At 60.4% G+C, this 21,425-nt stretch carries 20 protein-coding genes and 2 tRNA genes; 19 read left to right on the top strand and 3 right to left on the bottom strand.

Going from position 1 to position 21,425, the window contains the following annotated elements; translation table 11 throughout:
- Positions 1–9: 9 nt before the first annotated feature.
- Positions 10–444 carry a type II toxin-antitoxin system RatA family toxin gene (locus ACF8R4_RS21215; protein ID WP_060498454.1) on the top strand — a complete coding sequence of 145 codons (435 nt, stop codon included), beginning with the start codon at positions 10–12 and terminating at the stop codon, positions 442–444.
- 62 nt (positions 445–506) lie between these two features.
- Here the strand turns inward: ACF8R4_RS21215 and ACF8R4_RS21210 are convergent, their stop codons facing one another.
- A complete protein-coding gene (locus ACF8R4_RS21210; RefSeq protein WP_060498453.1) occupies positions 507–1,043 on the bottom strand; it encodes an outer membrane protein assembly factor BamE in 537 nt (178 codons plus the stop codon).
- A gap of 97 nt (positions 1,044–1,140) precedes the next feature.
- Between ACF8R4_RS21210 and fur the strand changes: the two genes are divergently transcribed.
- Entirely contained in the window at positions 1,141–1,545 is a 405-nt protein-coding gene (fur, locus tag ACF8R4_RS21205) for a ferric iron uptake transcriptional regulator (protein ID WP_012274258.1), read from the top strand.
- Between the two features lie 77 nt (positions 1,546–1,622).
- Here fur and recN read toward each other — a convergent pair whose 3' ends face one another.
- Positions 1,623–3,296, bottom strand: a complete 1,674-nt coding sequence (recN, locus tag ACF8R4_RS21200; protein WP_060498452.1) for a DNA repair protein RecN — start codon at positions 3,294–3,296, stop codon at positions 1,623–1,625.
- Between the two features lie 193 nt (positions 3,297–3,489).
- On the opposite strand from recN, the gene grpE reads away from it, so the two are divergent.
- The 8 genes from grpE to ACF8R4_RS21160 all read left to right on the top strand — a co-directional run bounded on the left by grpE (position 3,490) and on the right by ACF8R4_RS21160 (position 13,907).
- Positions 3,490–4,047: a nucleotide exchange factor GrpE gene (gene grpE / locus ACF8R4_RS21195; protein WP_060498451.1), complete on the top strand. Its 558-nt coding sequence runs from the start codon at positions 3,490–3,492 to the stop codon at positions 4,045–4,047.
- Between the two features lie 101 nt (positions 4,048–4,148).
- Positions 4,149–6,074 carry a molecular chaperone DnaK gene (gene dnaK, locus ACF8R4_RS21190; RefSeq protein ID WP_060498450.1) on the top strand — a complete coding sequence of 642 codons (1,926 nt, stop codon included), beginning with the start codon at positions 4,149–4,151 and terminating at the stop codon, positions 6,072–6,074.
- Between the two features lie 194 nt (positions 6,075–6,268).
- Positions 6,269–7,393, top strand: coding sequence for a molecular chaperone DnaJ (dnaJ, locus tag ACF8R4_RS21185; protein ID WP_012274254.1), 1,125 nt, complete (start codon positions 6,269–6,271; stop codon positions 7,391–7,393).
- 13 nt (positions 7,394–7,406) lie between these two features.
- Positions 7,407–8,210: a 4-hydroxy-tetrahydrodipicolinate reductase gene (dapB, locus tag ACF8R4_RS21180; RefSeq protein WP_016712092.1), complete on the top strand. Its 804-nt coding sequence runs from the start codon at positions 7,407–7,409 to the stop codon at positions 8,208–8,210.
- A gap of 327 nt (positions 8,211–8,537) precedes the next feature.
- Positions 8,538–9,674: a glutamine-hydrolyzing carbamoyl-phosphate synthase small subunit gene (gene carA / locus ACF8R4_RS21175; protein WP_003249935.1), complete on the top strand. Its 1,137-nt coding sequence runs from the start codon at positions 8,538–8,540 to the stop codon at positions 9,672–9,674.
- Between the two features lie 105 nt (positions 9,675–9,779).
- Positions 9,780–13,001 carry a carbamoyl-phosphate synthase large subunit gene (carB, locus tag ACF8R4_RS21170; RefSeq protein WP_060498449.1) on the top strand — a complete coding sequence of 1,074 codons (3,222 nt, stop codon included), beginning with the start codon at positions 9,780–9,782 and terminating at the stop codon, positions 12,999–13,001.
- 2 nt (positions 13,002–13,003) lie between these two features.
- The gene (gene greA / locus ACF8R4_RS21165; protein WP_024717413.1) at positions 13,004–13,480 is read left to right on the top strand and encodes a transcription elongation factor GreA; all 477 of its coding nucleotides are present in this window, start codon (positions 13,004–13,006) and stop codon (positions 13,478–13,480) included.
- Positions 13,458–13,907 carry a hypothetical protein gene (locus ACF8R4_RS21160; protein ID WP_012053750.1) on the top strand — a complete coding sequence of 150 codons (450 nt, stop codon included), beginning with the start codon at positions 13,458–13,460 and terminating at the stop codon, positions 13,905–13,907. Before greA ends, ACF8R4_RS21160 begins: the two co-directional genes overlap by 23 nt.
- A gap of 12 nt (positions 13,908–13,919) precedes the next feature.
- Here the strand turns inward: ACF8R4_RS21160 and yhbY are convergent, their stop codons facing one another.
- Positions 13,920–14,228: a ribosome assembly RNA-binding protein YhbY gene (gene yhbY, locus ACF8R4_RS21155; protein ID WP_003249945.1), complete on the bottom strand. Its 309-nt coding sequence runs from the start codon at positions 14,226–14,228 to the stop codon at positions 13,920–13,922.
- Positions 14,229–14,330: 102 nt separating this feature from the next.
- Here yhbY and rlmE point away from each other — a divergent pair, with 102 nt between their 5' ends.
- The 9 genes from rlmE (at position 14,331) to rimP (ending at position 21,379) form a co-directional block, all read left to right on the top strand.
- Positions 14,331–14,957 carry a 23S rRNA (uridine(2552)-2'-O)-methyltransferase RlmE gene (rlmE, locus tag ACF8R4_RS21150; RefSeq protein ID WP_012274251.1) on the top strand — a complete coding sequence of 209 codons (627 nt, stop codon included), beginning with the start codon at positions 14,331–14,333 and terminating at the stop codon, positions 14,955–14,957.
- Between the two features lie 203 nt (positions 14,958–15,160).
- Positions 15,161–17,065, top strand: coding sequence for an ATP-dependent zinc metalloprotease FtsH (gene ftsH / locus ACF8R4_RS21145; RefSeq protein WP_060498447.1), 1,905 nt, complete (start codon positions 15,161–15,163; stop codon positions 17,063–17,065).
- 8 nt (positions 17,066–17,073) lie between these two features.
- Positions 17,074–17,925, top strand: coding sequence for a dihydropteroate synthase (folP, locus tag ACF8R4_RS21140; RefSeq protein ID WP_392493387.1), 852 nt, complete (start codon positions 17,074–17,076; stop codon positions 17,923–17,925).
- A 16-nt stretch (positions 17,926–17,941) separates the two neighbouring features.
- Positions 17,942–19,282 (top strand): phosphoglucosamine mutase, encoded by a 1,341-nt coding sequence (gene glmM / locus ACF8R4_RS21135; RefSeq protein ID WP_060498445.1) that lies wholly within the window; start codon positions 17,942–17,944, stop codon positions 19,280–19,282.
- 65 nt (positions 19,283–19,347) lie between these two features.
- The gene (gene tpiA, locus ACF8R4_RS21130) at positions 19,348–20,103 is read left to right on the top strand and encodes a triose-phosphate isomerase (RefSeq protein ID WP_060498444.1); all 756 of its coding nucleotides are present in this window, start codon (positions 19,348–19,350) and stop codon (positions 20,101–20,103) included.
- A gap of 4 nt (positions 20,104–20,107) precedes the next feature.
- Positions 20,108–20,506, top strand: coding sequence for a preprotein translocase subunit SecG (secG, locus tag ACF8R4_RS21125; protein WP_060498443.1), 399 nt, complete (start codon positions 20,108–20,110; stop codon positions 20,504–20,506).
- 21 nt (positions 20,507–20,527) lie between these two features.
- Positions 20,528–20,613: transfer RNA gene (locus ACF8R4_RS21120), tRNA-Leu, on the top strand.
- A 100-nt stretch (positions 20,614–20,713) separates the two neighbouring features.
- Positions 20,714–20,790: transfer RNA gene (locus ACF8R4_RS21115), tRNA-Met, on the top strand.
- A gap of 130 nt (positions 20,791–20,920) precedes the next feature.
- Positions 20,921–21,379 carry a ribosome maturation factor RimP gene (gene rimP, locus ACF8R4_RS21110; RefSeq protein WP_009685348.1) on the top strand — a complete coding sequence of 153 codons (459 nt, stop codon included), beginning with the start codon at positions 20,921–20,923 and terminating at the stop codon, positions 21,377–21,379.
- Positions 21,380–21,425: the final 46 nt, after the last annotated feature.

Below are 21,425 nucleotides of genomic sequence, written 5' to 3'. Positions count from 1 at the left end.
GACGCCTGGATGACTACCCATATTCAACGCTCTGCCCTGCTGCCATACCCCGCCCAGGCGCTCTACGATCTGGTCAACGATGTGGCCAGCTACCCTGAGTTTCTGCCGTGGTGCTCGGCCTCGACGGTAATGGAAGCCAGCGAGACGCATATGCGCGCCAGGCTCGAAGTGGCCAAGGGGGGCATGAGCCAGCACTTCGTCACGCGTAACGTGCTGGTACCGGGGCAGTCCATCGAGATGAACCTCGAAGAAGGGCCGTTCACCCAGCTGCATGGTGTGTGGGTGTTCAAGCCGCTCGGTGAAAAGGCCTGCAAGATCAGCCTCGACCTGTCCTTCGACTATGCTGGGCCGATTGTGCGCGCCACGTTAGGCCCGCTGTTCAACCAGGCGGCCAACACCTTGGTTGATGCTTTCTGCCAGCGGGCCAAGCAGCTGAATGCCTGATTAAGCCAGCGAAAATAAAAAGCCCGGAACACGTCCGGGCTTTTTTGTGCCTGCTGGCCCGATTAGCGGGTTTCCAGCGGTGCAGGGGTCGGGACCGGGGTGGTCTCGATGGTGTCGATTTCGCGCTGGATGGACTCTTCGGTCGAGCCAGGCTTGGCTGGTTTTTCCGCGGGCTGCGCGGCTGGCTGTTCGGCCTGGCCAGGCTCGGTGGCCGGGCTGACCGTGGTGTCGCTGCTGCCGCCGAGGATTTCCTGGTCGCGGCTGACACCTGGCATGAAGTCGCCAGACAGGCTGACCAGCTGGTCGCTTTCGTTGAAGAACACGCTCATGCGTTCTTGCTGACGTTTACCGCCACCTGGCTGCAGGCTGTACAGGTAGTCCCAACGGTTGGTGTTGAAGGTGTCCTGAATCAGCGGGTTGCCCATGATAAACCTTACTTGCCGTCGGGTCATTCCGGGGCGTAATTGGTCTATCATGTCTTGCGTTACGACATTGCCCTGCTGGATGTCGATTTTGTAAACCCCGGGAAACGAGCAACCGGCGAGTGCGAGCAGTCCCGCGAGGGCGAGGCTGTTTAGCAAGAGCTTGGTGTTTTGCATCGGTGGGCGACTTCCACTATCTTGGCTGGACAACGTAAACCCCGATCATACCCGTATTAAGAGAAGCTGCGAAGCAGCATCGGCGAGAAAGCTGACCATGGTTGAAAATAGCGAATTGCGCAAAGCCGGTCTCAAGGTGACCCTGCCTCGAGTCAAGATCCTTCAGATGCTCGACTCCACCGAGCAGCGTCACATGAGCGCCGAAGATGTCTACAAGGCGCTGATGGAGGCAGGCGAGGACGTAGGCCTGGCCACTGTCTATCGCGTACTGACCCAGTTCGAAGCGGCGGGCCTGGTGGTTCGCCACAACTTCGACGGCGGCCACGCCGTGTTCGAGTTGGCCGATGGTGGTCACCACGACCACATGGTGAACGTGGATACCAGTGAAGTCATCGAGTTCATGGACGCCGAAATCGAGAAGCGCCAGCGCGAGATCGTGGCCGAGCATGGCTACGAGCTGGTGGACCACAATCTGGTCCTGTATGTGCGTAAGAAGAAGTAACGATTTTTATCGTTATGAATGGCAAAGGCGACCCTAGGGTCGCCTTTGTGCTTTTGGAGGAGCCGAACAAGAATGGGTCAGGCTTTGCCGCTCACGACCATCTTGCGCGCATGCGCCAGGGATTCTTTGGTCAGGTCGATGCCGCCTAGCATTCGCGCCACTTCCTCGACCCGCTCACGCTTGCCCAGGCTGGCCACGGCGGTGTGTGTGGTATCGCTGTTGCGCACCTTGTGCACGAACAGGTGGTGATGCCCTTGCGCAGCCACCTGTGGCAGGTGGGTTACGGTCAATACTTGCCCGCGCTCGCCCAGGCGGCGCAGCAGTTGGCCGACAATTTCGGCGGTAGGGCCGCCGATGCCCACGTCGACTTCGTCGAACACCAGGGTAGGAATGCGTGATGTCTGCGCGGTGATCACTTGAATCGCCAGGCTGATACGCGACAGTTCGCCCCCCGAGGCTACCTTTGCCAGCCCTTTGAGCGGTTGGCCGGGGTTGGCGCTGACCAGCAGTTCGATCTGCTCCAGGCCGTGAGGCGACAGGTCTGAGCCTTCGTTGGGTGTCAGTTCGATGCAGAAGCGCCCACCAGGCATGCCCAGGCGTTGGATTTCTTGCTCCACCGCGCCTGCCAGCTGCTGCGCCGCTTGCTGGCGCAGGCCGCTGAGTTCGCGAGCCTTCTCTTTATAGTGCTGGGCGAAGGCGGCAAGCTCTTCGCCCAATCGTTCGATTGACTCGTCGCTGGCGTTCAGGCCTTCGATCTCTTCCATCAGCTGCTGCTGCAGATGAGGCAGCTCGGTGGGCTGCACGCGATGTTTGCGCGCCAGCGTATAGATGGTGTCGAGGCGTTCTTCCAAGGCTTGCAGGCGCATAGGGTCGGCGTCGAAGTTGTCGAGGAAGCGGTTGAGCTCGCCCACGGCTTCTTCTACCTGGATCTGCGCGCTGGCAATCAGGTTGGCTGCTTCACCCAGGGCTTTGGGTGAGTGGGTGGCTGCACCCAGCCGGTTGAGGCTGGAGGTGAGGGCGCTCAGCACGTTGCCCGAATCGCTTTCGCTGCACTGATCAATAACCTGGCGGCAGATGCCGAACAGCGCTTCGGCGCTGGTCAGGTTCTTGTGCTCCTGCTCCAGGTGTTCCAGTTCGTGTTCACCCAGGCCAAGGTTGTCCAGCTCTTCCAGTTGGTAGCTCAGCAACTGGTGTCGGGCGCGCTGCTCATCGCCTGAGTTGGACAGGCGTTCCAGCTCCAGGCGCGTCTGGGTCCAGCGCTTGGCCGCCAGTTGCACCTGGCGGGCCAGGTCGACGGCACCCGCGTACTCGTCGAGCAGGCGGCGGTGAGTATCGGTCTTGAGCAGCGACTGGTGTTCGTGCTGGCTGTGGATATCGATCAGCAGTTCGCCCAGCGCCTTGAGGTCGCCGAGCGGGCAGGGCGTGCCGTTGATGTAGCCGCGGCTACGGCCTTCGGCGGTGATGACCCGGCGCAGGATGCACAGGCCGTCGTTGTCCAGGTCGCGTTCGGTCAGCCAGGCATGGGCCTCGGGAATGTCCACCAGGTCGAAGGTGGCGAGGATGTCCGCCTTGTCGGTGCCGGGGCGCACCACGCCGCTGTCGGCCCGGTCGCCCAGGGCAAGGCCGAGGGCGTCGAGCATGATCGATTTGCCGGCACCGGTCTCGCCGGTGATGACGGACATGCCGCGGGCAATTTCGAGGTCGAGGTGCTCGACGATGGCGTAGTTGTGAATGGACAGGTGCACCAGCATGGGGGGCGGCTCCCGAAAGTCAGGTCTGGTTATTTATACAGTACTTTTTTCAGGCCTGCCAATGCTCCTTGGCAGATTCTGTTACTGCCCGGAAAACCACCTTGCCCCTTGAAGCTGGTTTTTCCGGCCCCATATAGCCGACATCCAAGGCGAGCCTGGCTCGCAGTCCACAAAATTGCGCAGGAGAGACCCCATGGCTGACGAACAGCTGAACGAAAAAGACCTTAACGTTGAAGAAACCGGTGCAGAAACCACTGCAGATGCCCGTGTTCTGGAACTCGAGGAGCAGCTGGCCGCCGCCAAGGATCAGTCGCTGCGTGTCGCTGCGGAAGCGCAGAACAGCATTCGTCGCGCTGAGCAGGAAGTCGACAAGGCCCGCAAGTTCGCCCTGGAGAAATTCTCCAGCGACCTGCTGCCGGTGATCGATAGCCTGGAGCTGGCCCTGGCGCACTCCAGTGCCGAGGATGAGCACGTCAAGCAGATCCGTGAAGGCGTCGAGCTGACCTTGAAGATGTTCCAGGACACCCTCAAGCGCTACAACCTCGAAGTTGTCGATCCGCACGGCCAGCCATTCAATCCTGACCACCATCAGGCCATGGCCATGCAGGAAAACGCTGAAGTAGAGCCAAACAGCGTGCTGAACGTGTTCCAGAAGGGTTACCTGTTGAACGGCCGCCTGCTGCGCCCCGCCATGGTGGTGGTCAGCAAGGCGCCGAGCGCGGCGCAACCCTCGATCAATGAAAAGGCTTGAAATCCATCGGGGCATCCCCATCTAGGTGTCAAGCCTTCAAGTATTACCGCAGTTGGCCAAAGTAGTCGCTGCTACCAAATTCAAGTTTCGGGAGAGTTAACATGGGCAAAATCATCGGTATCGACCTGGGGACCACCAACTCGTGCGTCTCCGTTCTGGAAAACGGTAACGTCAAGGTGATCGAAAACGCCGAGGGTGCGCGTACCACCCCTTCGATCGTGGCCTACGCCAACGATGGCGAAATCCTGGTTGGCCAGTCGGCCAAGCGCCAGGCCGTCACCAACCCGCACAACACCCTGTTCGCAGTGAAGCGCCTGATCGGCCGCCGCTTCGAAGAAGACGTCGTGCAGAAAGACATCAAGCTGGTGCCGTACAAGATCGTCAAGGCCAATAACGGCGACGCTTGGGTGCAGGCCAGCGGCAAGGACATGGCACCGCCGCAGATCAGCGCCGAAGTCCTGAAAAAAATGAAGAAAACCGCCGAAGACTACCTCGGCGAGCCAGTCACCGAAGCGGTCATCACCGTTCCGGCCTACTTCAACGACAGCCAGCGTCAGGCCACCAAAGACGCCGGCCGTATCGCTGGTCTGGACGTAAAACGTATCATCAACGAGCCGACCGCCGCTGCGCTGGCCTACGGCATGGACAAGGCCAAGGGCGACCACACCGTCATCGTTTATGACCTGGGTGGCGGTACCTTCGACGTGTCGGTCATCGAGATCGCCGAAGTCGACGGTGAGCACCAGTTCGAAGTACTGGCCACCAACGGTGACACCTTCCTGGGTGGTGAAGACTTCGACATGCGCCTGATCGACTACCTCGTCGACGAGTTCAAGAAAGAGTCCGGCATGGACCTGAAGAACGATCCGCTGGCTCTGCAGCGCCTGAAAGAAGCTGCTGAAAAGGCCAAGATCGAGCTGTCGTCCGCCCAGTCGACCGACGTCAACCTGCCGTACATCACTGCAGACGCCACCGGTCCGAAGCACCTGAACGTGAAGATCTCCCGCGCCAAGCTGGAGTCGCTGGTCGAAGACCTGGTCAACCGTACCATCGAGCCTTGCCGCATCGCCCTGAAAGACGCTGGCATCGATGCCAGCAAGATCGACGACGTGATCCTGGTCGGTGGCCAGACCCGTATGCCGCTGGTGCAGAAAGCCGTTGCTGACTTCTTTGGTAAAGAAGCTCGCAAGGACGTCAACCCGGACGAAGCCGTTGCCATGGGTGCTGCCATCCAGGGCGCCGTTCTGGCTGGTGACGTGAAAGACGTACTGCTGCTGGACGTCAGCCCGCTGACCCTGGGCATCGAAACCATGGGTGGCGTGATGACTTCGCTGATCGAGAAGAACACCACCATCCCGACCAAGAAGTCGCAGGTGTTCTCGACTGCCGACGACAACCAGGGCGCCGTGACCATTCACGTGCTGCAAGGTGAGCGTAAGCAGGCTGCGCAGAACAAGTCGCTGGGCAAATTCGACCTGGCCGACATTCCGCCAGCGCCGCGTGGCGTGCCGCAAATCGAAGTCACCTTCGACATCGACGCCAACGGCATCCTGCACGTTAGCGCCAAAGACAAGGCCACCGGCAAGTCGCAGTCGATCGTGATCAAGGCCAACTCCGGCCTGTCGGACGACGAAATCGAGCGCATGGTGCGTGACGCCGAGGCCAACGCCGAGGAAGACCGCAAGTTCGAAGAGCTGGCTGCTGCCCGTAATCAGGGTGATGCGCTGGTTCACTCGACCCGCAAGATGGTCGCTGATGCAGGTGACAAGGTTACCGCTGAAGAGAAAACCGCCATCGAGGCTGCCGTTGTTGCCCTGGAAGCCGCTGTCAAAGGCGACGACAAGGCCGCAATCGATGCCAAGGTTGAAGAGCTGTCCAAGGTCTCTGCCCCGGTTGCCCAGAAGATGTACGCCGAGCAGTCGGCTGAGCAGCCTCAAGGTGGCGCGCAGCAGGCCGAGCCGGAAGCCAAGCACGATGACGTGGTTGACGCCGAGTTCGAAGAAGTGAAAGACAACAACAAGCAGTAATCCCTGCATGTTGTCGGCCAGTTCACCGCCGTTTGGCGGTGAGCTGGTAGGATGTCGCCGCGCGGGGGCTTGCTCCCGCGTTGGCGTATCTGGAATTCGAGAATTTTTACAGTATCTGTCAGAGCCCCTGGAGGGGCGGCAGGTGCTGATGGCGCGGCGCAGATGCCAGACGCCCAACAAGGTGCAAATGACCTATGTCCAAGCGTGATTACTATGAGGTTCTGGGTGTCGAGCGCGGCGCCAGCGAAGCTGACCTCAAAAAGGCTTACCGCCGACTGGCGATGAAGTACCACCCGGACCGCAACCCGGGCGATAAAGAGTCGGAAGACAAGTTCAAAGAGGCCAACGAGGCCTACGAAGTGCTGTCTGATGCCAGCAAGCGTGCGGCGTTCGACCAGTACGGCCATGCCGGCGTAGACCCAAGCATGGGTGGCGGCGGTGCTGGTTTCGGCGGCGCCAACTTCTCCGACATCTTCGGCGATGTATTCAGCGACTTCTTCGGTGGTGGCCGTGGTGGTGGTCGTGGCGGTGCCCAGCGTGGCAGCGACCTGCGCTACACACTGGAGCTGAACCTGGAAGAAGCGGTGCGTGGTACCACCGTGAGCATCCGCGTACCTACCCTGGTCAACTGCCAGCCTTGCGATGGTTCCGGCGCCAAGAAGGGCTCGACTCCATCGACTTGCCCGACTTGCGGTGGCATCGGCCAGGTGCGCATGCAGCAAGGTTTCTTCTCGGTGCAACAGACCTGCCCGCGCTGCCATGGCCAGGGCAAGATCATCACCGACCCATGCACTTCATGCCACGGCGAAGGCCGGGTCGAGGAATACAAGACGCTGTCGGTCAAAGTGCCGGCGGGCGTCGATACGGGCGACCGCATCCGCCTGTCTGGCGAGGGCGAGGCGGGTACCCATGGTGGCCCGACCGGCGACCTGTATGTGGTGATCAGTGTGCGTGAGCACGAGATCTTCCAGCGTGATGGCAAGCACTTGTATTGCGAGGTGCCGATCAGCTACACCGATGCTGCCCTGGGTGGCGAGCTGGAAGTGCCGACCCTGGATGGCCGCGTGAAGCTGAAAATTCCGGAAGGTACCCAGACCGGCAAGCAGTTCCGCCTGCGTGGCAAGGGTGTGGCGCCGGTGCGTGGCGGTGGTGCGGGTGACCTGCTGTGCCGTGTGGCGGTGGAAACCCCGGTCAACCTCAGCCGTCGCCAGCGCGAGCTGCTGGAAGAACTGCGTGACTCGCTGGAAGGCGACAGCTCCCACTCGCCCAAGGCCAGTGGCTGGTTCGATGGCGTGAAGCGCTTCTTCGGCGATCTCTGACAAGGAAAAGGCTATGCGACGTATTGCAGTGATGGGCGCGGCGGGGCGGATGGGCAAGACCCTTATCGAAGCCGTGCAACAAACGCCGGGTGCTGGGTTGACGGCGGCGATCGATCGCCCTGACAGCTCGCTCGTTGGGGCCGATGCTGGAGAGCTGGCGGCGCTTGGTCGGATTGGTGTGTTGTTGTCTGACGATCTGGCCAAGGTCGCCGACGAATTCGACGTGCTGATCGACTTCACTCACCCTTCGGTGACCCTGAAAAACCTCGCATTCTGCCGCAAGCACGGCAAGGCGATGATCATCGGTACCACCGGTTTTACGGTTGAAGAAAAGCAGTTGCTGGCTGAGGCAGGTAAGGACATTCCAATTGTGTTCGCCGCCAACTTCAGCGTGGGAGTGAACCTTAGCCTCAAGCTGCTTGATCTGGCCGCTCGGGTGTTGGGCGATGATGTCGATATCGAGATCATCGAGGCGCATCACCGCCACAAAGTCGATGCCCCGTCGGGTACGGCGCTGCGCATGGGTGAAGTGGTTGCCAACGCGCTGGGCCGAGACCTGCAGGAAGTGGCCGTGTATGGCCGTGAAGGGCAGACGGGTGCACGTGATCGCAAGACGATCGGTTTCGCCACCGTGCGTGCCGGCGATGTGGTGGGTGATCACACCGTGCTGTTCGCGGCAGAAGGCGAGCGCCTTGAGATTACTCATAAAGCTTCCAGCCGCATGACCTTCGCCAAGGGGGCTGTACGTGCAGCGCTGTGGCTGGATGGGCGCGAGCCTGGGCTGTATGACATGCAGGATGTGCTTGAACTGCATTAAGCAGCTCGAGCGGTGTTGGCTTCTTCGCGGGCTTGCCCGCTCCCACAGGTATTGCACAAGCCTGAGGGTTTGTGGGGCCCCTGTGGGAGCGGGCGAGCCCGCGAAGAAGCCAGCGCCAATGTCAGCCTGTCGCAATCTTGTGTTTTAGAGACACATCCGCGGTAGACCCAAAACGCACTTTTCTGTAAGCTACAGCTTTAGTGTGTCCACTAAAAGCGCGCAGCGAATTGAATTCAGCACATGAAAGCGGGGTGACGTGTCCATACGTCACTCCGCTTTTTTGCAACCTGCGATCGCCCTTTCATGCTTGATTTACGGGAGGTCTTCTTGACAAAGCCAGCCATACTCGCCCTTGCCGACGGCAGTATTTTCCGCGGTGAAGCTATCGGTGCCGACGGTCAGACCGTTGGTGAGGTGGTATTCAACACCGCTATGACCGGCTACCAGGAAATCCTTACAGACCCTTCCTACGCGCAGCAAATCGTTACCCTGACCTACCCGCACATCGGCAACACCGGCACCACGCCGGAAGATGCCGAGTCGAACCGTGTCTGGTCCGCTGGCCTGGTCATCCGTGACCTGCCGCTGCTGGCCAGCAACTGGCGTAACACCCAGTCGCTGCCTGAGTACCTCAAGGCCAACAACGTCGTTGCCATCGCCGGCATCGACACCCGTCGCCTGACCCGAATCCTGCGTGAAAAGGGCGCTCAGAACGGTTGCATCCTCGCCGGTGACAACATCAGCGAAGAAGCCGCCATCGCCGCCGCCCGCGGCTTCCCGGGCCTGAAGGGCATGGACCTGGCCAAGGTCGTTTCCACCAAGGAACGCTACGAGTGGCGCTCCAGCGTGTGGGAGCTGAAAACCGACAGCCACCCGACCATCGACGCGGCCGACCTGCCGTACCACGTGGTTGCCTTCGACTACGGCGTCAAGCTGAACATCCTGCGCATGCTGGTGGCCCGTGGCTGCCGCGTGACTGTGGTACCAGCCCAGACCCCGGCCAGCGAAGTGCTGGCACTCAACCCGGACGGCGTGTTCCTCTCCAACGGCCCTGGTGACCCTGAGCCGTGCGACTACGCGATCCAGGCGATCAAGGAAATCCTCGAAACCGAGATCCCGGTATTCGGCATCTGCCTCGGCCACCAGTTGCTGGCCCTGGCTTCCGGCGCCAAGACCGTGAAAATGGGCCACGGTCACCACGGTGCCAACCACCCGGTCCAGGACCTGGACACCGGCGTGGTCATGATCACCAGCCAGAACCACGGCTTTGCCGTTGACGAGGCCACCCTGCCGGGCAACGTCCGCGCCATTCACAAGTCGCTGTTCGACGGCACCCTGCAGGGTATCGAGCGCACCGACAAGAGCGCGTTCAGCTTCCAGGGCCACCCTGAAGCGAGCCCAGGCCCGACCGACGTCGCGCCACTGTTCGATCGTTTCACCGATGCCATGGCCAAGCGCCGCTGAGCATCCTGCTTCAAGGCCCCGGGCCGGCTCGCGCCGCGCCCGGAAGCGCCTGACCCAGATTGTTCAAAGCGGCTTGCCGACTGACCCCGGATTTGAGTGACAACCATGCCAAAACGTACAGACATCAAAAGCATCCTGATTCTTGGCGCTGGCCCGATCGTGATCGGCCAGGCCTGCGAATTCGACTACTCCGGCGCCCAGGCTTGTAAAGCCCTGCGCGAGGAAGGTTTCCGCGTCATCCTGGTGAACTCCAACCCAGCCACCATCATGACCGACCCGGCCATGGCCGACGCTACCTACATCGAGCCGATCAAGTGGCAGTCGGTGGCCAAGATCATCGAGAAAGAGCGCCCGGACGCCGTCCTGCCGACCATGGGTGGCCAGACCGCACTGAACTGCGCCCTGGACCTGGAGCGCCACGGCGTTCTGGAGAAGTTCGGCGTAGAGATGATCGGTGCCAACGCCGACACCATCGACAAAGCCGAAGACCGTTCGCGCTTCGACAAGGCCATGAAAGACATCGGCCTGGAGTGCCCGCGCTCCGGTATCGCCCACAGCATGGAAGAGGCCAACGCGGTTCTCGAGAAGCTGGGCTTCCCATGCATCATTCGTCCATCGTTCACCATGGGCGGCACTGGCGGTGGTATCGCCTACAACCGTGAAGAGTTCGAAGAAATCTGCACCCGTGGTCTGGACTTGTCGCCGACCAAAGAGCTGCTGATCGACGAATCGCTGATCGGCTGGAAAGAGTACGAGATGGAAGTGGTCCGCGACAAAAAGGACAACTGCATCATCGTCTGCTCGATCGAGAACTTCGACCCGATGGGCGTGCACACCGGTGACTCGATCACCGTTGCTCCGGCACAGACCTTGACCGACAAGGAATACCAGATCATGCGCAACGCCTCGCTGGCGGTGCTGCGTGAAATCGGTGTTGAAACCGGCGGTTCCAACGTGCAGTTCGGTATTTGCCCGAACACCGGCCGCATGGTCGTGATCGAGATGAACCCACGCGTGTCGCGTTCCTCGGCACTGGCCTCCAAGGCTACCGGCTTCCCGATCGCCAAGATCGCTGCCAAGCTGGCCATTGGTTACACCCTCGACGAACTGCAGAACGACATCACCGGCGGCCGCACCCCGGCGTCCTTCGAGCCGTCGATCGACTACGTCGTCACCAAGCTGCCACGCTTCGCCTTCGAGAAATTCCCGAAAGCCGACGCCCGCCTGACCACCCAGATGAAATCCGTGGGTGAAGTCATGGCCATCGGCCGTACCTTCCAGGAATCCCTGCAGAAAGCCCTGCGCGGCCTTGAAGTCGGTGCCTGCGGCCTCGACCCGAAAGTCGACCTGGCCAGCCCGGAAGCTGCCAGCATCCTCAAGCGCGAGCTGACTGTGCCGGGTGCCGAGCGTATCTGGTACGTGGCTGACGCCATGCGTTCCGGCATGACCATCGAGCAAATCTTCGAACTGACCGGCATCGACCTGTGGTTCCTGGTGCAGATGGAAGACCTGATCAAGGAAGAAGAGAAGGTCAAGACCCTGGCCCTGTCGGCGATCGACAAGGACTACATGCTGCGCCTCAAGCGCAAGGGCTTCTCGGACCAGCGTCTGGCCAAGCTGCTGGGCATCACCGACAAGAACCTGCGCCGTCACCGTCACAAGCTGGAAGTGTTCCCGGTGTACAAGCGCGTCGACACCTGCGCCGCCGAGTTCGCCACCGACACCGCCTACCTGTACTCCACCTACGAGGAAGAGTGCGAGGCCAACCCGTCGACCCGCGACAAGATCATGATCCTGGGCGGTGGCCCGAACCGTATCGGTCAAGGTATCGAGTTCGACTACTGCTGCGTACACGCCGCACTGGCGCTGCGTGAAGACGGTTACGAGACCATCATGGTCAACTGCAACCCGGAAACCGTCTCCACCGACTATGACACCTCCGACCGCCTGTACTTCGAGCCGCTGACCCTGGAAGACGTGCTGGAAGTTTGCCGCGTCGAGAAGCCGAAAGGCGTGATCGTGCACTACGGCGGCCAGACTCCGCTGAAACTGGCCCGTGCCCTGGAAGAAGCCGGCGTACCGATCATCGGTACCAGCCCGGACGCCATCGACCGCGCCGAAGACCGTGAGCGTTTCCAGCAGATGGTTCAGCGCCTGAACCTGCTGCAGCCGCCAAACGCCACCGTACGCAGCGAAGAAGAAGCCATCAGCGCTGCTGGCGCCATCGGTTACCCGCTGGTGGTGCGCCCGTCGTACGTGCTGGGTGGCCGCGCCATGGAAATCGTCTACGAACTGGACGAGCTCAAGCGCTACCTGCGTGAAGCCGTACAGGTGTCCAACGACAGCCCGGTACTGCTCGACCACTTCCTCAACTGCGCCATCGAGATGGACGTGGATGCCGTGTGCGACGGTACCGATGTGGTGATCGGCGCAATCATGCAGCACATCGAGCAGGCTGGTGTTCACTCCGGTGACTCGGCGTGCTCGCTGCCACCTTACTCGCTGAGCAAGGAAGTGCAGGACGAAGTTCGCGTACAGGTCAAGAAAATGGCCCTGGAGCTGGGTGTCGTCGGCCTGATGAACGTGCAGCTGGCCCTGCAGGGCGACAAGATCTACGTGATCGAAGTCAACCCGCGCGCCTCGCGTACCGTGCCGTTCGTGTCCAAATGCATCGGCACTTCCCTGGCCATGATCGCCGCCCGCGTGATGGCTGGCAAAACCCTGAAAGAGCTGGGCTTCACCCAGGAAATCATCCCGAACTTCTACAGCGTCAAGGAAGCCGTCTTCCCGTTCGCCAAGTTCCCGGGGGTTGACCCGATCCTCGGCCCTGAGATGAAATCGACCGGTGAAGTCATGGGCGTGGGTGACAGCTTCGGTGAAGCCTTCGCCAAGGCCCAGATGGGTGCCAGCGAAGTGCTGCCGACCGGCGGTACCGCGTTCATCAGCGTGCGTGACGACGACAAGCCACAAGTGGCTGGCGTTGCCCGCGACCTGATCGCCCTGGGCTTCGAAGTGGTTGCAACTGCTGGCACCGCCAAGGTTATCGAAGCGGCTGGCCTGAAAGTGCGCCGTGTGAACAAGGTGACCGAAGGTCGCCCGCACGTGGTCGACATGATCAAGAACGACGAAGTGTCGCTGATCATCAACACCACCGAAGGCCGCCAGTCGATCGCCGATTCCTACTCGATTCGTCGCAATGCGCTGCAGCACAAGATTTACTGCACCACCACCATTGCGGCCGGTGAAGCCATCTGCGAAGCGCTGAAGTTTGGTCCGGAAAAGACCGTTCGTCGCTTGCAAGATCTGCATGCAGGACTGAAAGCATGAGCATTACCAAGTACCCGATGACCGTCCAGGGCGCTCGCGCCCTGGAAGAGGAGCACCTGTTCCTGAGCAAGACCGAGCGCCCGCGCCTGAGCCAGGCAATCGGCGAAGCGCGCGAACTGGGCGACCTCAAGGAAAACGCCGAATACCATGCAGCCCGCGAAGAGCAGGGCATGGTCGAGGCGCGTATCCGCGATATCGAAGGCCGCCTGCAGAACTCGGTGGTGATTGATGTGACCACTATCCCTCACACCGGCAAGGTGATTTTCGGTACCACCGTGGTACTGGCCAACACCGAAACCGATGAAGAGGTGACCTACCAGATCGTCGGCGAGGATGAAGCCGACGTGAAACAGGGCAAGCTCTCGAGCGGTGCGCCGATTGCCCGTGCCATCATCGGCAAGGAAGAAGGTGATACTGTCGTCGTCAAGACGCCTAGCGGCACGGTCGAGTACGAGATTGTCGAAGTCAAGCACATCTGACCGGCGCCTGCGGGCGCCATCCCTCGAGGGGATCCTCTGGCAGCTGGCCCAGGTTTTCTGGGTCGGTGGCCTGTGGGTTTTTCATGTAGGGCTGGTGCCTGCGCTCAAGGTCAGTGGCCTGGCGCCGCTGCTGGTGCAGGATATCGCCGGGCAGATCGACCGCTGGTTGATCGGTGTGGCGTTGCTTGGCTTGTTGACCCAGCTGGCAGTGCTGGCAAGGGTGGACGGCCTGGCGGCCTGGTGGAGGCAGTTCCGTGGCCAGATGCTATTGCTCGGCTTCGGCGCCTGCGTGGGGTACTACACCTTGCGCTACGGTATTTCCGTGGGCGAGCGCTGGCAGATGTTCTGCTTCCTGGTACTGGGCTTTTCCGGCATCGTGCTGGTGGCCCAGCCGGTGCCGGTCAGGGCGCGTTCGCCGCGCCACTGACCGGAGCCACCGTTACTTGTAGCGGTGGATGTTGGACAGCTGCTTGTTCGGCTGTGGATTCTTGCGGTAGATCAGGGCTTTCTTGCCAATGGTCTGCACCAGCTCGGCACGGCCAGCCTTGCACAGCTCGGCAATGGTTTCGGCGCGTTCTTCGCGGTCTTCCGAGCGAATCTCGACCTTGATCAGTTCATGGTCGACCAGCGCGCGTTCCAGTTCGGCGATGACGCCTTCATTCAAACCGTTGCCAGCAACGATCAGGACCGGCTTCAGGTCATGACCAATGGACTTGTATTGCTTCTTCTGCTCGTTATTGAGCGGCATAATCTGACCCTTTCCGTCTGATTCTGTAAAATTGACGGGCATTTTACCCGAGGGCCACCGGCTCCGCCCAGTCAATCACGACGCATATCATCGAGGTGCCCCGTGGTACAACGTTCCAAAAGCAGCGCAAACTGGCTGCGAGAGCATTTCAACGATCCTTTTGTGAAACAGGCGCAGAAGGATGGCTACCGCTCGCGTGCGAGCTACAAACTGCTTGAGATCCAGGAAAAAGACCGCCTGATCCGTCCAGGCATGAGCGTAATCGATCTCGGTGCGGCCCCGGGGGGCTGGTCGCAGGTGACCAGTCGTCTGATTGGTGGCCAGGGCCGGCTGATCGCGTCCGACATCCTGGAAATGGACTCGATCGCCGACGTGACCTTCATCCAGGGCGATTTCACCCACGACGAAGTCCTGCAGCGCATTCTCGAAGCGGTCGGTGATTCGCACGTAGACCTTGTGATTTCTGACATGGCCCCCAATATGAGTGGTACGCCTGCGGTGGACATACCGCGCGCCATGTTCCTCTGCGAGCTGGCCCTCGATCTGGCGACCCGCGTGCTCAAGCCCGGCGGCGACTTCCTGATCAAGATTTTCCAGGGCGAAGGTTTTGACGTGTACCTGAAGGACGTGCGCAGCAAGTTCGACAAGGTGCAGATGCGCAAGCCGTCGTCGTCGCGGGATCGTTCCCGTGAGCAGTACCTGTTGGGCAGGGGCTTCAAAGGGGCGTGAAAGGTGTGAAGCGGGGTGGCCGATAGTTAATTCCAATCGGCCACTGCGTCAGGATTGTCCGAACTTCGTGTAGTCTAGCTTTCACAAAGGGTTACAGACGGTGCCTGCGGCTGCGTGGGTAATGTAGTAAGTTAGGGCGATGAATATCATGCGAGGCACGGCTGCGTCGTGCGCCGGCCTCAGAGGGTAGCGAATTGAACGACATGGCAAAGAATCTGATCCTGTGGTTGATCATCGCAGCTGTCCTGGTGACAGTGATGAACAACTTCTCCAGCCCTAACGAGCCGCAGACCCTCAACTACTCCGACTTCATCCAGCAGGTCAAGGATGGCAAGGTCGAGCGTGTGACCGTCGACGGCTACATCATTACCGGCAAGCGCGCCGACGGCGACAACTTCAAGACCGTGCGCCCGGCCATTACCGACAATGGCCTGATCGGTGACCTGGTCGATAACCACGTCATCATCGAAGGCAAGCAGCCAGAGCAGCAGAGCATCTGGACGCAACTGCTGGTGGCCAGCTTCCCGATCCTGGTCATCATTGCCGTGTTCATGTTCTTCATGCGCCAGATGCAAGGCGGTGCGGGCGGCAAGGGCGGGCCGATGAGCTTTGGCAAGAGCAAGGCGCGCCTGCTATCCGAAGACCAAGTCAAGACCACGCTGGCCGATGTTGCCGGCTGCGACGAGGCCAAGGAAGAAGTTGGCGAGCTGGTCGAGTTCCTGCGTGATCCGGGCAAATTCCAGCGTCTGGGCGGCCGCATTCCGCGCGGTGTGTTGATGGTAGGTCCGCCAGGTACCGGTAAGACCCTGCTGGCTAAGGCAATTGCCGGCGAAGCGAAAGTACCGTTCTTCACCATTTCCGGTTCGGACTTCGTGGAAATGTTCGTAGGTGTCGGTGCCAGCCGTGTGCGCGACATGTTCGAGCAGGCCAAGAAGCATGCCCCGTGCATCATCTTCATCGACGAGATCGACGCTGTGGGTCGCCACCGTGGCGCCGGCATGGGCGGCGGTCACGACGAGCGTGAGCAAACCCTCAACCAGTTGCTGGTAGAGATGGACGGCTTCGAGATGAACGATGGCATCATCGTCATCGCTGCTACCAACCGACCGGACGTACTCGACCCGGCGCTGCTTCGTCCTGGTCGTTTCGATCGCCAGGTGGTGGTAGGCCTGCCAGACATCCGCGGTCGCGAACAGATCCTCAAGGTGCACATGCGCAAAGTGCCGGTCGGCGAAAACGTCAACCCGGCGGTCATTGCTCGTGGTACTCCTGGCTTCTCCGGTGCTGACCTGGCCAACCTGGTCAACGAAGCCTCGCTGTTTGCCGCACGCTCCAACAAGCGCCTGGTCGAAATGAAAGAGTTCGAGCTGGCCAAGGACAAGATCATGATGGGCGCCGAGCGCAAGACCATGGTCATGTCCGAGAAAGAAAAGCGCAACACGGCCTACCACGAGGCTGGCCACGCCATTGTTGGTCGCCTGGTGCCTGAGCACGACCCGGTCTACAAGGTTTCCATCATTCCGCGCGGTCGCGCCCTGGGTGTGACCATGTTCCTGCCGGAAGAAGACCGCTACAGCCTGTCCAAGCGTGCGCTGATCAGCCAGATCTGCTCGCTGTACGGTGGCCGTATCGCCGAAGAAATGACCCTGGGCTTCGATGGCGTCACTACCGGTGCGTCCAACGACATCATGCGTGCCAGCCAGATCGCGCGGAACATGGTTACCAAATGGGGACTGTCCGAGAAGCTCGGGCCGCTGATGTACGCTGAAGAAGACGGTGAGGTGTTCCTCGGTCGTAGCGCTGGCAGCCAGCACGCCAGTGTTTCTGGCGAGACTGCCAAGCTGATCGACTCCGAGGTGCGCAGCATCATTGATCAGTGCTACGCCACAGCCAAGCAGTTGCTGATCGACAACCGCGACAAGCTCGAAGCGATGACCGAAGCACTGATGAAGTATGAGACCATCGATTCCGATCAGATCGACGACATCATGGCTGGGCGTACGCCGCGTGAACCGCGTGACTGGGACGATGACAAGGATTCGGGCACGCCTGCCGCCCAGAATGACCGTCCGGAATCGCCAATCGGCGGCCCAGCAGCTCAACACTAAGGGCATCTATGAGCTCAGCGCAGTACCCGACCCGGTTGCCTTGCGGCAACCGGGTTCTTGATTTGTCGCGTACCCATGTCATGGGTATTCTCAATATCACCCCCGACTCCTTTTCCGATGGCGGGCGCTTCAGTCAGCGCGACGAGGCTCTGCGCCATGCCGAGGCAATGGTCGCCGCCGGCGCCACGCTGATCGACATCGGTGGCGAGTCCACACGCCCTGGTGCGCGGGCAGTATCGGTCATTGAGGAGCTGGAGCGTGTCGCGCCGATGGTCGAAGCAATCAACAGCCGCCTCGATGTGGTCATCTCGGTCGATACCTCCACGCCTGCCGTCATCCGTGAGTCGGCCCGTCTCGGTGCCGGGCTCATCAATGACGTGCGGGCACTGGAGCGCGATGGCGCTCTGGACGCTGCGGCAGATACCGGCCTGCCGGTGTGCCTCATGCACATGCGTGGTGAGCCGGGTAACATGCAGGATGACCCGCATTACGATGATGTGACCGCTGACGTTACGCGTTATCTTGAGCAGCGGATGGCCGCCTGCGGGGCGGCGGGCATCGACGCAAACAGAATCATCCTTGACCCGGGCTTTGGTTTCGCCAAGACACTGGCGCACAACCTGAGCCTGTTCAAGCACATGGAAGCGCTCTATTGCCTTGGGCGCCCACTGCTTGTGGGCGTTTCACGAAAGAGCATGATCGGCCTGACGCTGGAACGTCCGGTCGGCGAGCGGTTGTACGGCAGCCTTGCGCTGGCGGCGTTGGCCATGACCAAGGGGGCGAGCATCCTTCGTGTCCATGACGTGGCTGAAACTGTCGATGTGGTGCGCATGATTGCTGCGGTACAAAACGCCGAATAAGAACATTGGAGTCCCTATGAGCAGAAAATACTTTGGTACCGACGGCATTCGTGGCCGTGTCGGCGAATACCCGATCACGCCTGACTTCATGCTGAAGCTGGGTTGGGCGGCCGGCATGGCCTTCCGCAAGCAAGGCCATTGCCGGGTGCTGGTGGGCAAGGACACGCGTATCTCCGGCTACATGTTCGAGTCTGCACTCGAAGCCGGCCTGGCCGCGGCGGGTGCCGACGTCATGCTGCTGGGGCCAATGCCTACGCCGGCCATCGCCTATCTGACGCGCACGTTCCATGCCCAGGCTGGCATTGTCATCAGTGCCTCGCACAATCCGCATGAAGACAACGGCATCAAGTTCTTCTCGGGCCAGGGCACCAAGCTGCCGGACGAAGTCGAGCTGATGATCGAAGAGCTGCTTGACCAGCCGATGTCCGTGGTCGACTCGGGCAAGCTGGGCAAGGTTTCGCGCATCAACGACGCTGCTGGCCGTTATATCGAGTTCTGCAAGAGCAGCGTACCCACGGGTACTGGCTTTGAAGGCCTCAAGCTGGTGGTCGATTGCGCCCACGGTGCCACCTACAAGGTTGCGCCGAGCGTGTTCCGTGAATTGGGCGCCGACGTGACCGTGCTGCATGCGCAGCCGGATGGCCTGAACATCAACGAAGGGTGCGGCTCGACGCACATCGAATCGCTGCAGGCCGCCGTGCTGGTGGGGCATGCCGATCTCGGTATCGCCTTCGACGGTGACGGCGATCGCGTGTTGATGGTCGACCACACCGGCGCCATCGTCGATGGTGACGAGTTGCTGTTCATCATCGCCCGGGATCTGAACGACCGCGGCAAGCTGCAGGGCGGGGTAGTGGGTACGCTGATGAGCAACCTGGGCCTGGAGTTGGCGCTGAAGGACCTGGATATCCCGTTCGTGCGGGCCAAGGTCGGTGACCGTTACGTCATGGCCGAGCTGCTTGAGCGTGAGTGGCTGGTCGGTGGTGAAAACTCCGGTCACGTCGTGTGCTGCAACCACACCACTACCGGTGATGCGATCATCGCCGCGCTGCAGGTGCTGATGGCGCTCAAGCGCCGTGGCGAAACCCTTGCCCAGGCCCGCCAGGCACTGCGCAAGTGCCCGCAGGTGCTGATCAACGTGCGCTTCGGCGCCAGCAAGGTCGACCCGCTGGAGCACCCGGACGTCAAGGAAGCCAGTGCCAAGGTGACCGAGGCGTTGGCTGGTCGTGGCCGTGTGCTGTTGCGCAAATCCGGTACCGAGCCACTGGTTCGGGTCATGGTCGAGGGCGAGGACGAAAACCAGGTGCGTATGCACGCTGAAGCGCTGGCCAAACTGGTCAGCGAAGTTTGTGTCTGAAGGCGCTTGCCAGCGCAGATCTGGTTGGGTAAGATCTGCGCCCACTTTGACCGACGAGGTAAAGCATGCGTCGCCCTATGGTAGCTGGTAACTGGAAGATGCACGGTACCCGCGCTAGCGTCGCTGAGCTGACCGAAGGCTTGAATAATCTCGCCTTGCCGAGCGGAGTGGAAGTCGCGGTATTTCCACCGGCCTTGTTCATCAATCAAGTGATCGATGGCCTGGCAGGTAAAGAAATTACTGTTGGCGCACAGAATTCTGCTGTACAGCCCGAACAGGGTGCGCTGACCGGGGAAGTTGCTCCCGAGCAGCTGGTTGAAGCGGGTTGCAAGTTGGTGTTGATTGGTCATTCGGAGCGTCGCCAGATCATTGGTGAAACCGACGAAGTGCTCAATCGAAAGTTTGCAGCAGCGCAGGCCAAAGGTTTGAAGCCAGTGCTTTGCATCGGGGAAACCCTTGAAGAGCGCGAGGCTGGCAAGACGCTTGAAGTTGTCGGGCGTCAACTAAGCAGTATCATCGAAGCATTCGGTGTTAAGGCTTTTGCCAATGCAGTAATTGCCTATGAGCCTGTATGGGCCATCGGTACTGGCCTGACGGCCACGCCACAGCAGGCCCAGGATGTGCACGCCGCCATCCGCGGCCAGCTGGCGGCAGAAGATGCTGAAGTGGCTGCGAAGGTGCAGTTGCTCTACGGCGGCAGCGTGAAGGCGGCCAATGCGGCCGAACTGTTCGGCATGCCGGATATCGATGGGGGTCTCATTGGTGGGGCTTCCCTGAACGCAGACGAATTCGGTGCAATTTGTCGCGCCGCAGGAAACTGAACAAATGCTGGAAACAGTCATCGTTGTTTTTCATCTGTTGGCAGCGCTGTCGCTAGTAGTGCTGGTTCTGTTGCAACAGGGTAAAGGTGCTGAAGCAGGTGCATCTTTCGGCGCGGGTGCCTCAAACACCGTGTTCGGAAGCCAGGGATCTGCAACGTTCCTAAGTAAATTAACTGCTATACTCGCTGCCACTTTCTTTTTGACAGCACTTGGGTTAGGATACTTCGCGAAGCAACAAGCTCACCAGCTTAGCCAAGCAGGTCTTCCAGATCCAGCAGTGCTTGAAGTGAAAGAGCCGCAGAAACCGGCAGTTAATGATGATGTACCGGTGCTCCAGCAGCAGAAGAGCGAAAACACCAGCAACTCGGGTGATGTACCTCCTCCGGCACAAGAGCAGAAGTAACGGGTTTCAAGTAGTAGTATTGCCGAGGTGGTGGAATTGGTAGACACGCAACCTTGAGGTGGTTGTGCCCATAGGGTGTAGGGGTTCGAGTCCCCTTCTCGGTACCAATTAAAGCTTGAGAGCCCGCTTTAGCGGGCTTTCTTGCAGGTGAAGGTTCTGATTTGACCCTCAACAGGGTTCGGTCTTATACTTTTGCCCCAGCTTTGTCGCGGGGTGGAGCAGCTTGGTAGCTCGTCGGGCTCATAACCCGAAGGTCGTTGGTTCAAATCCAGCCCCCGCAACCAGCTTCAGCGGAGCCCCTTTTCAGGGGCTTTTTGCTAACCGAACAGTTTTCGGCGTCGTTGTCCAACGGCGCTTTCAGGGATGGGCGCTTCGCCCATTTTTTATTTGCACAGCATGCACGAGGGGGTTCAGGTGTCGAGCAAGCTAGAACAGTTGCAGGCCTTGTTGGCCCCGGTTGTCGAGGGTCTGGGCTATCAGTGCTGGGGGATCGAGTTCGTTTCCCAGGGTAAGCATTCGGTACTGCGCATCTACATCGACAAGGAAGGTGGCATCCTGGTGGACGACTGCGAAGCGGTCAGCCGTCAGGCCAGCGCAATCCTCGATGTGGAAGATCCAATCAGCAGTGAGTACACCCTCGAGGTGTCTTCTCCAGGCATGGATCGCCCACTGTTCACTCTGGAACAGTTTGCCTCGCATGCCGGCGAACAAGTGAAGATCAAGCTGCGCTCACCCTTCGAGGGTCGTCGTAACTTCCAGGGCCTTCTCCGCGGTGTGGAGGAGCAGGACGTGGTGGTCCAGGTGGACAACCAGGAGTTCCTGTTGCCGATCGACTCGATCGACAAGGCCAATATTATTCCCAGTTTTGACTGAGACGTGCCGGGCCCGGTGAACTGTCCGGGTCCAATGGCTTGCGCAA

It is taken from the genome of Pseudomonas sp. FYR_2 (assembly GCF_043106425.1).
GTDB classification, from domain to species: Bacteria; Pseudomonadota; Gammaproteobacteria; order Pseudomonadales; family Pseudomonadaceae; genus Aquipseudomonas; species Aquipseudomonas monteilii.
Note: the sequence above shows the minus strand (reverse complement) of the source record. Positions and strands in the feature narration are given on the sequence as shown.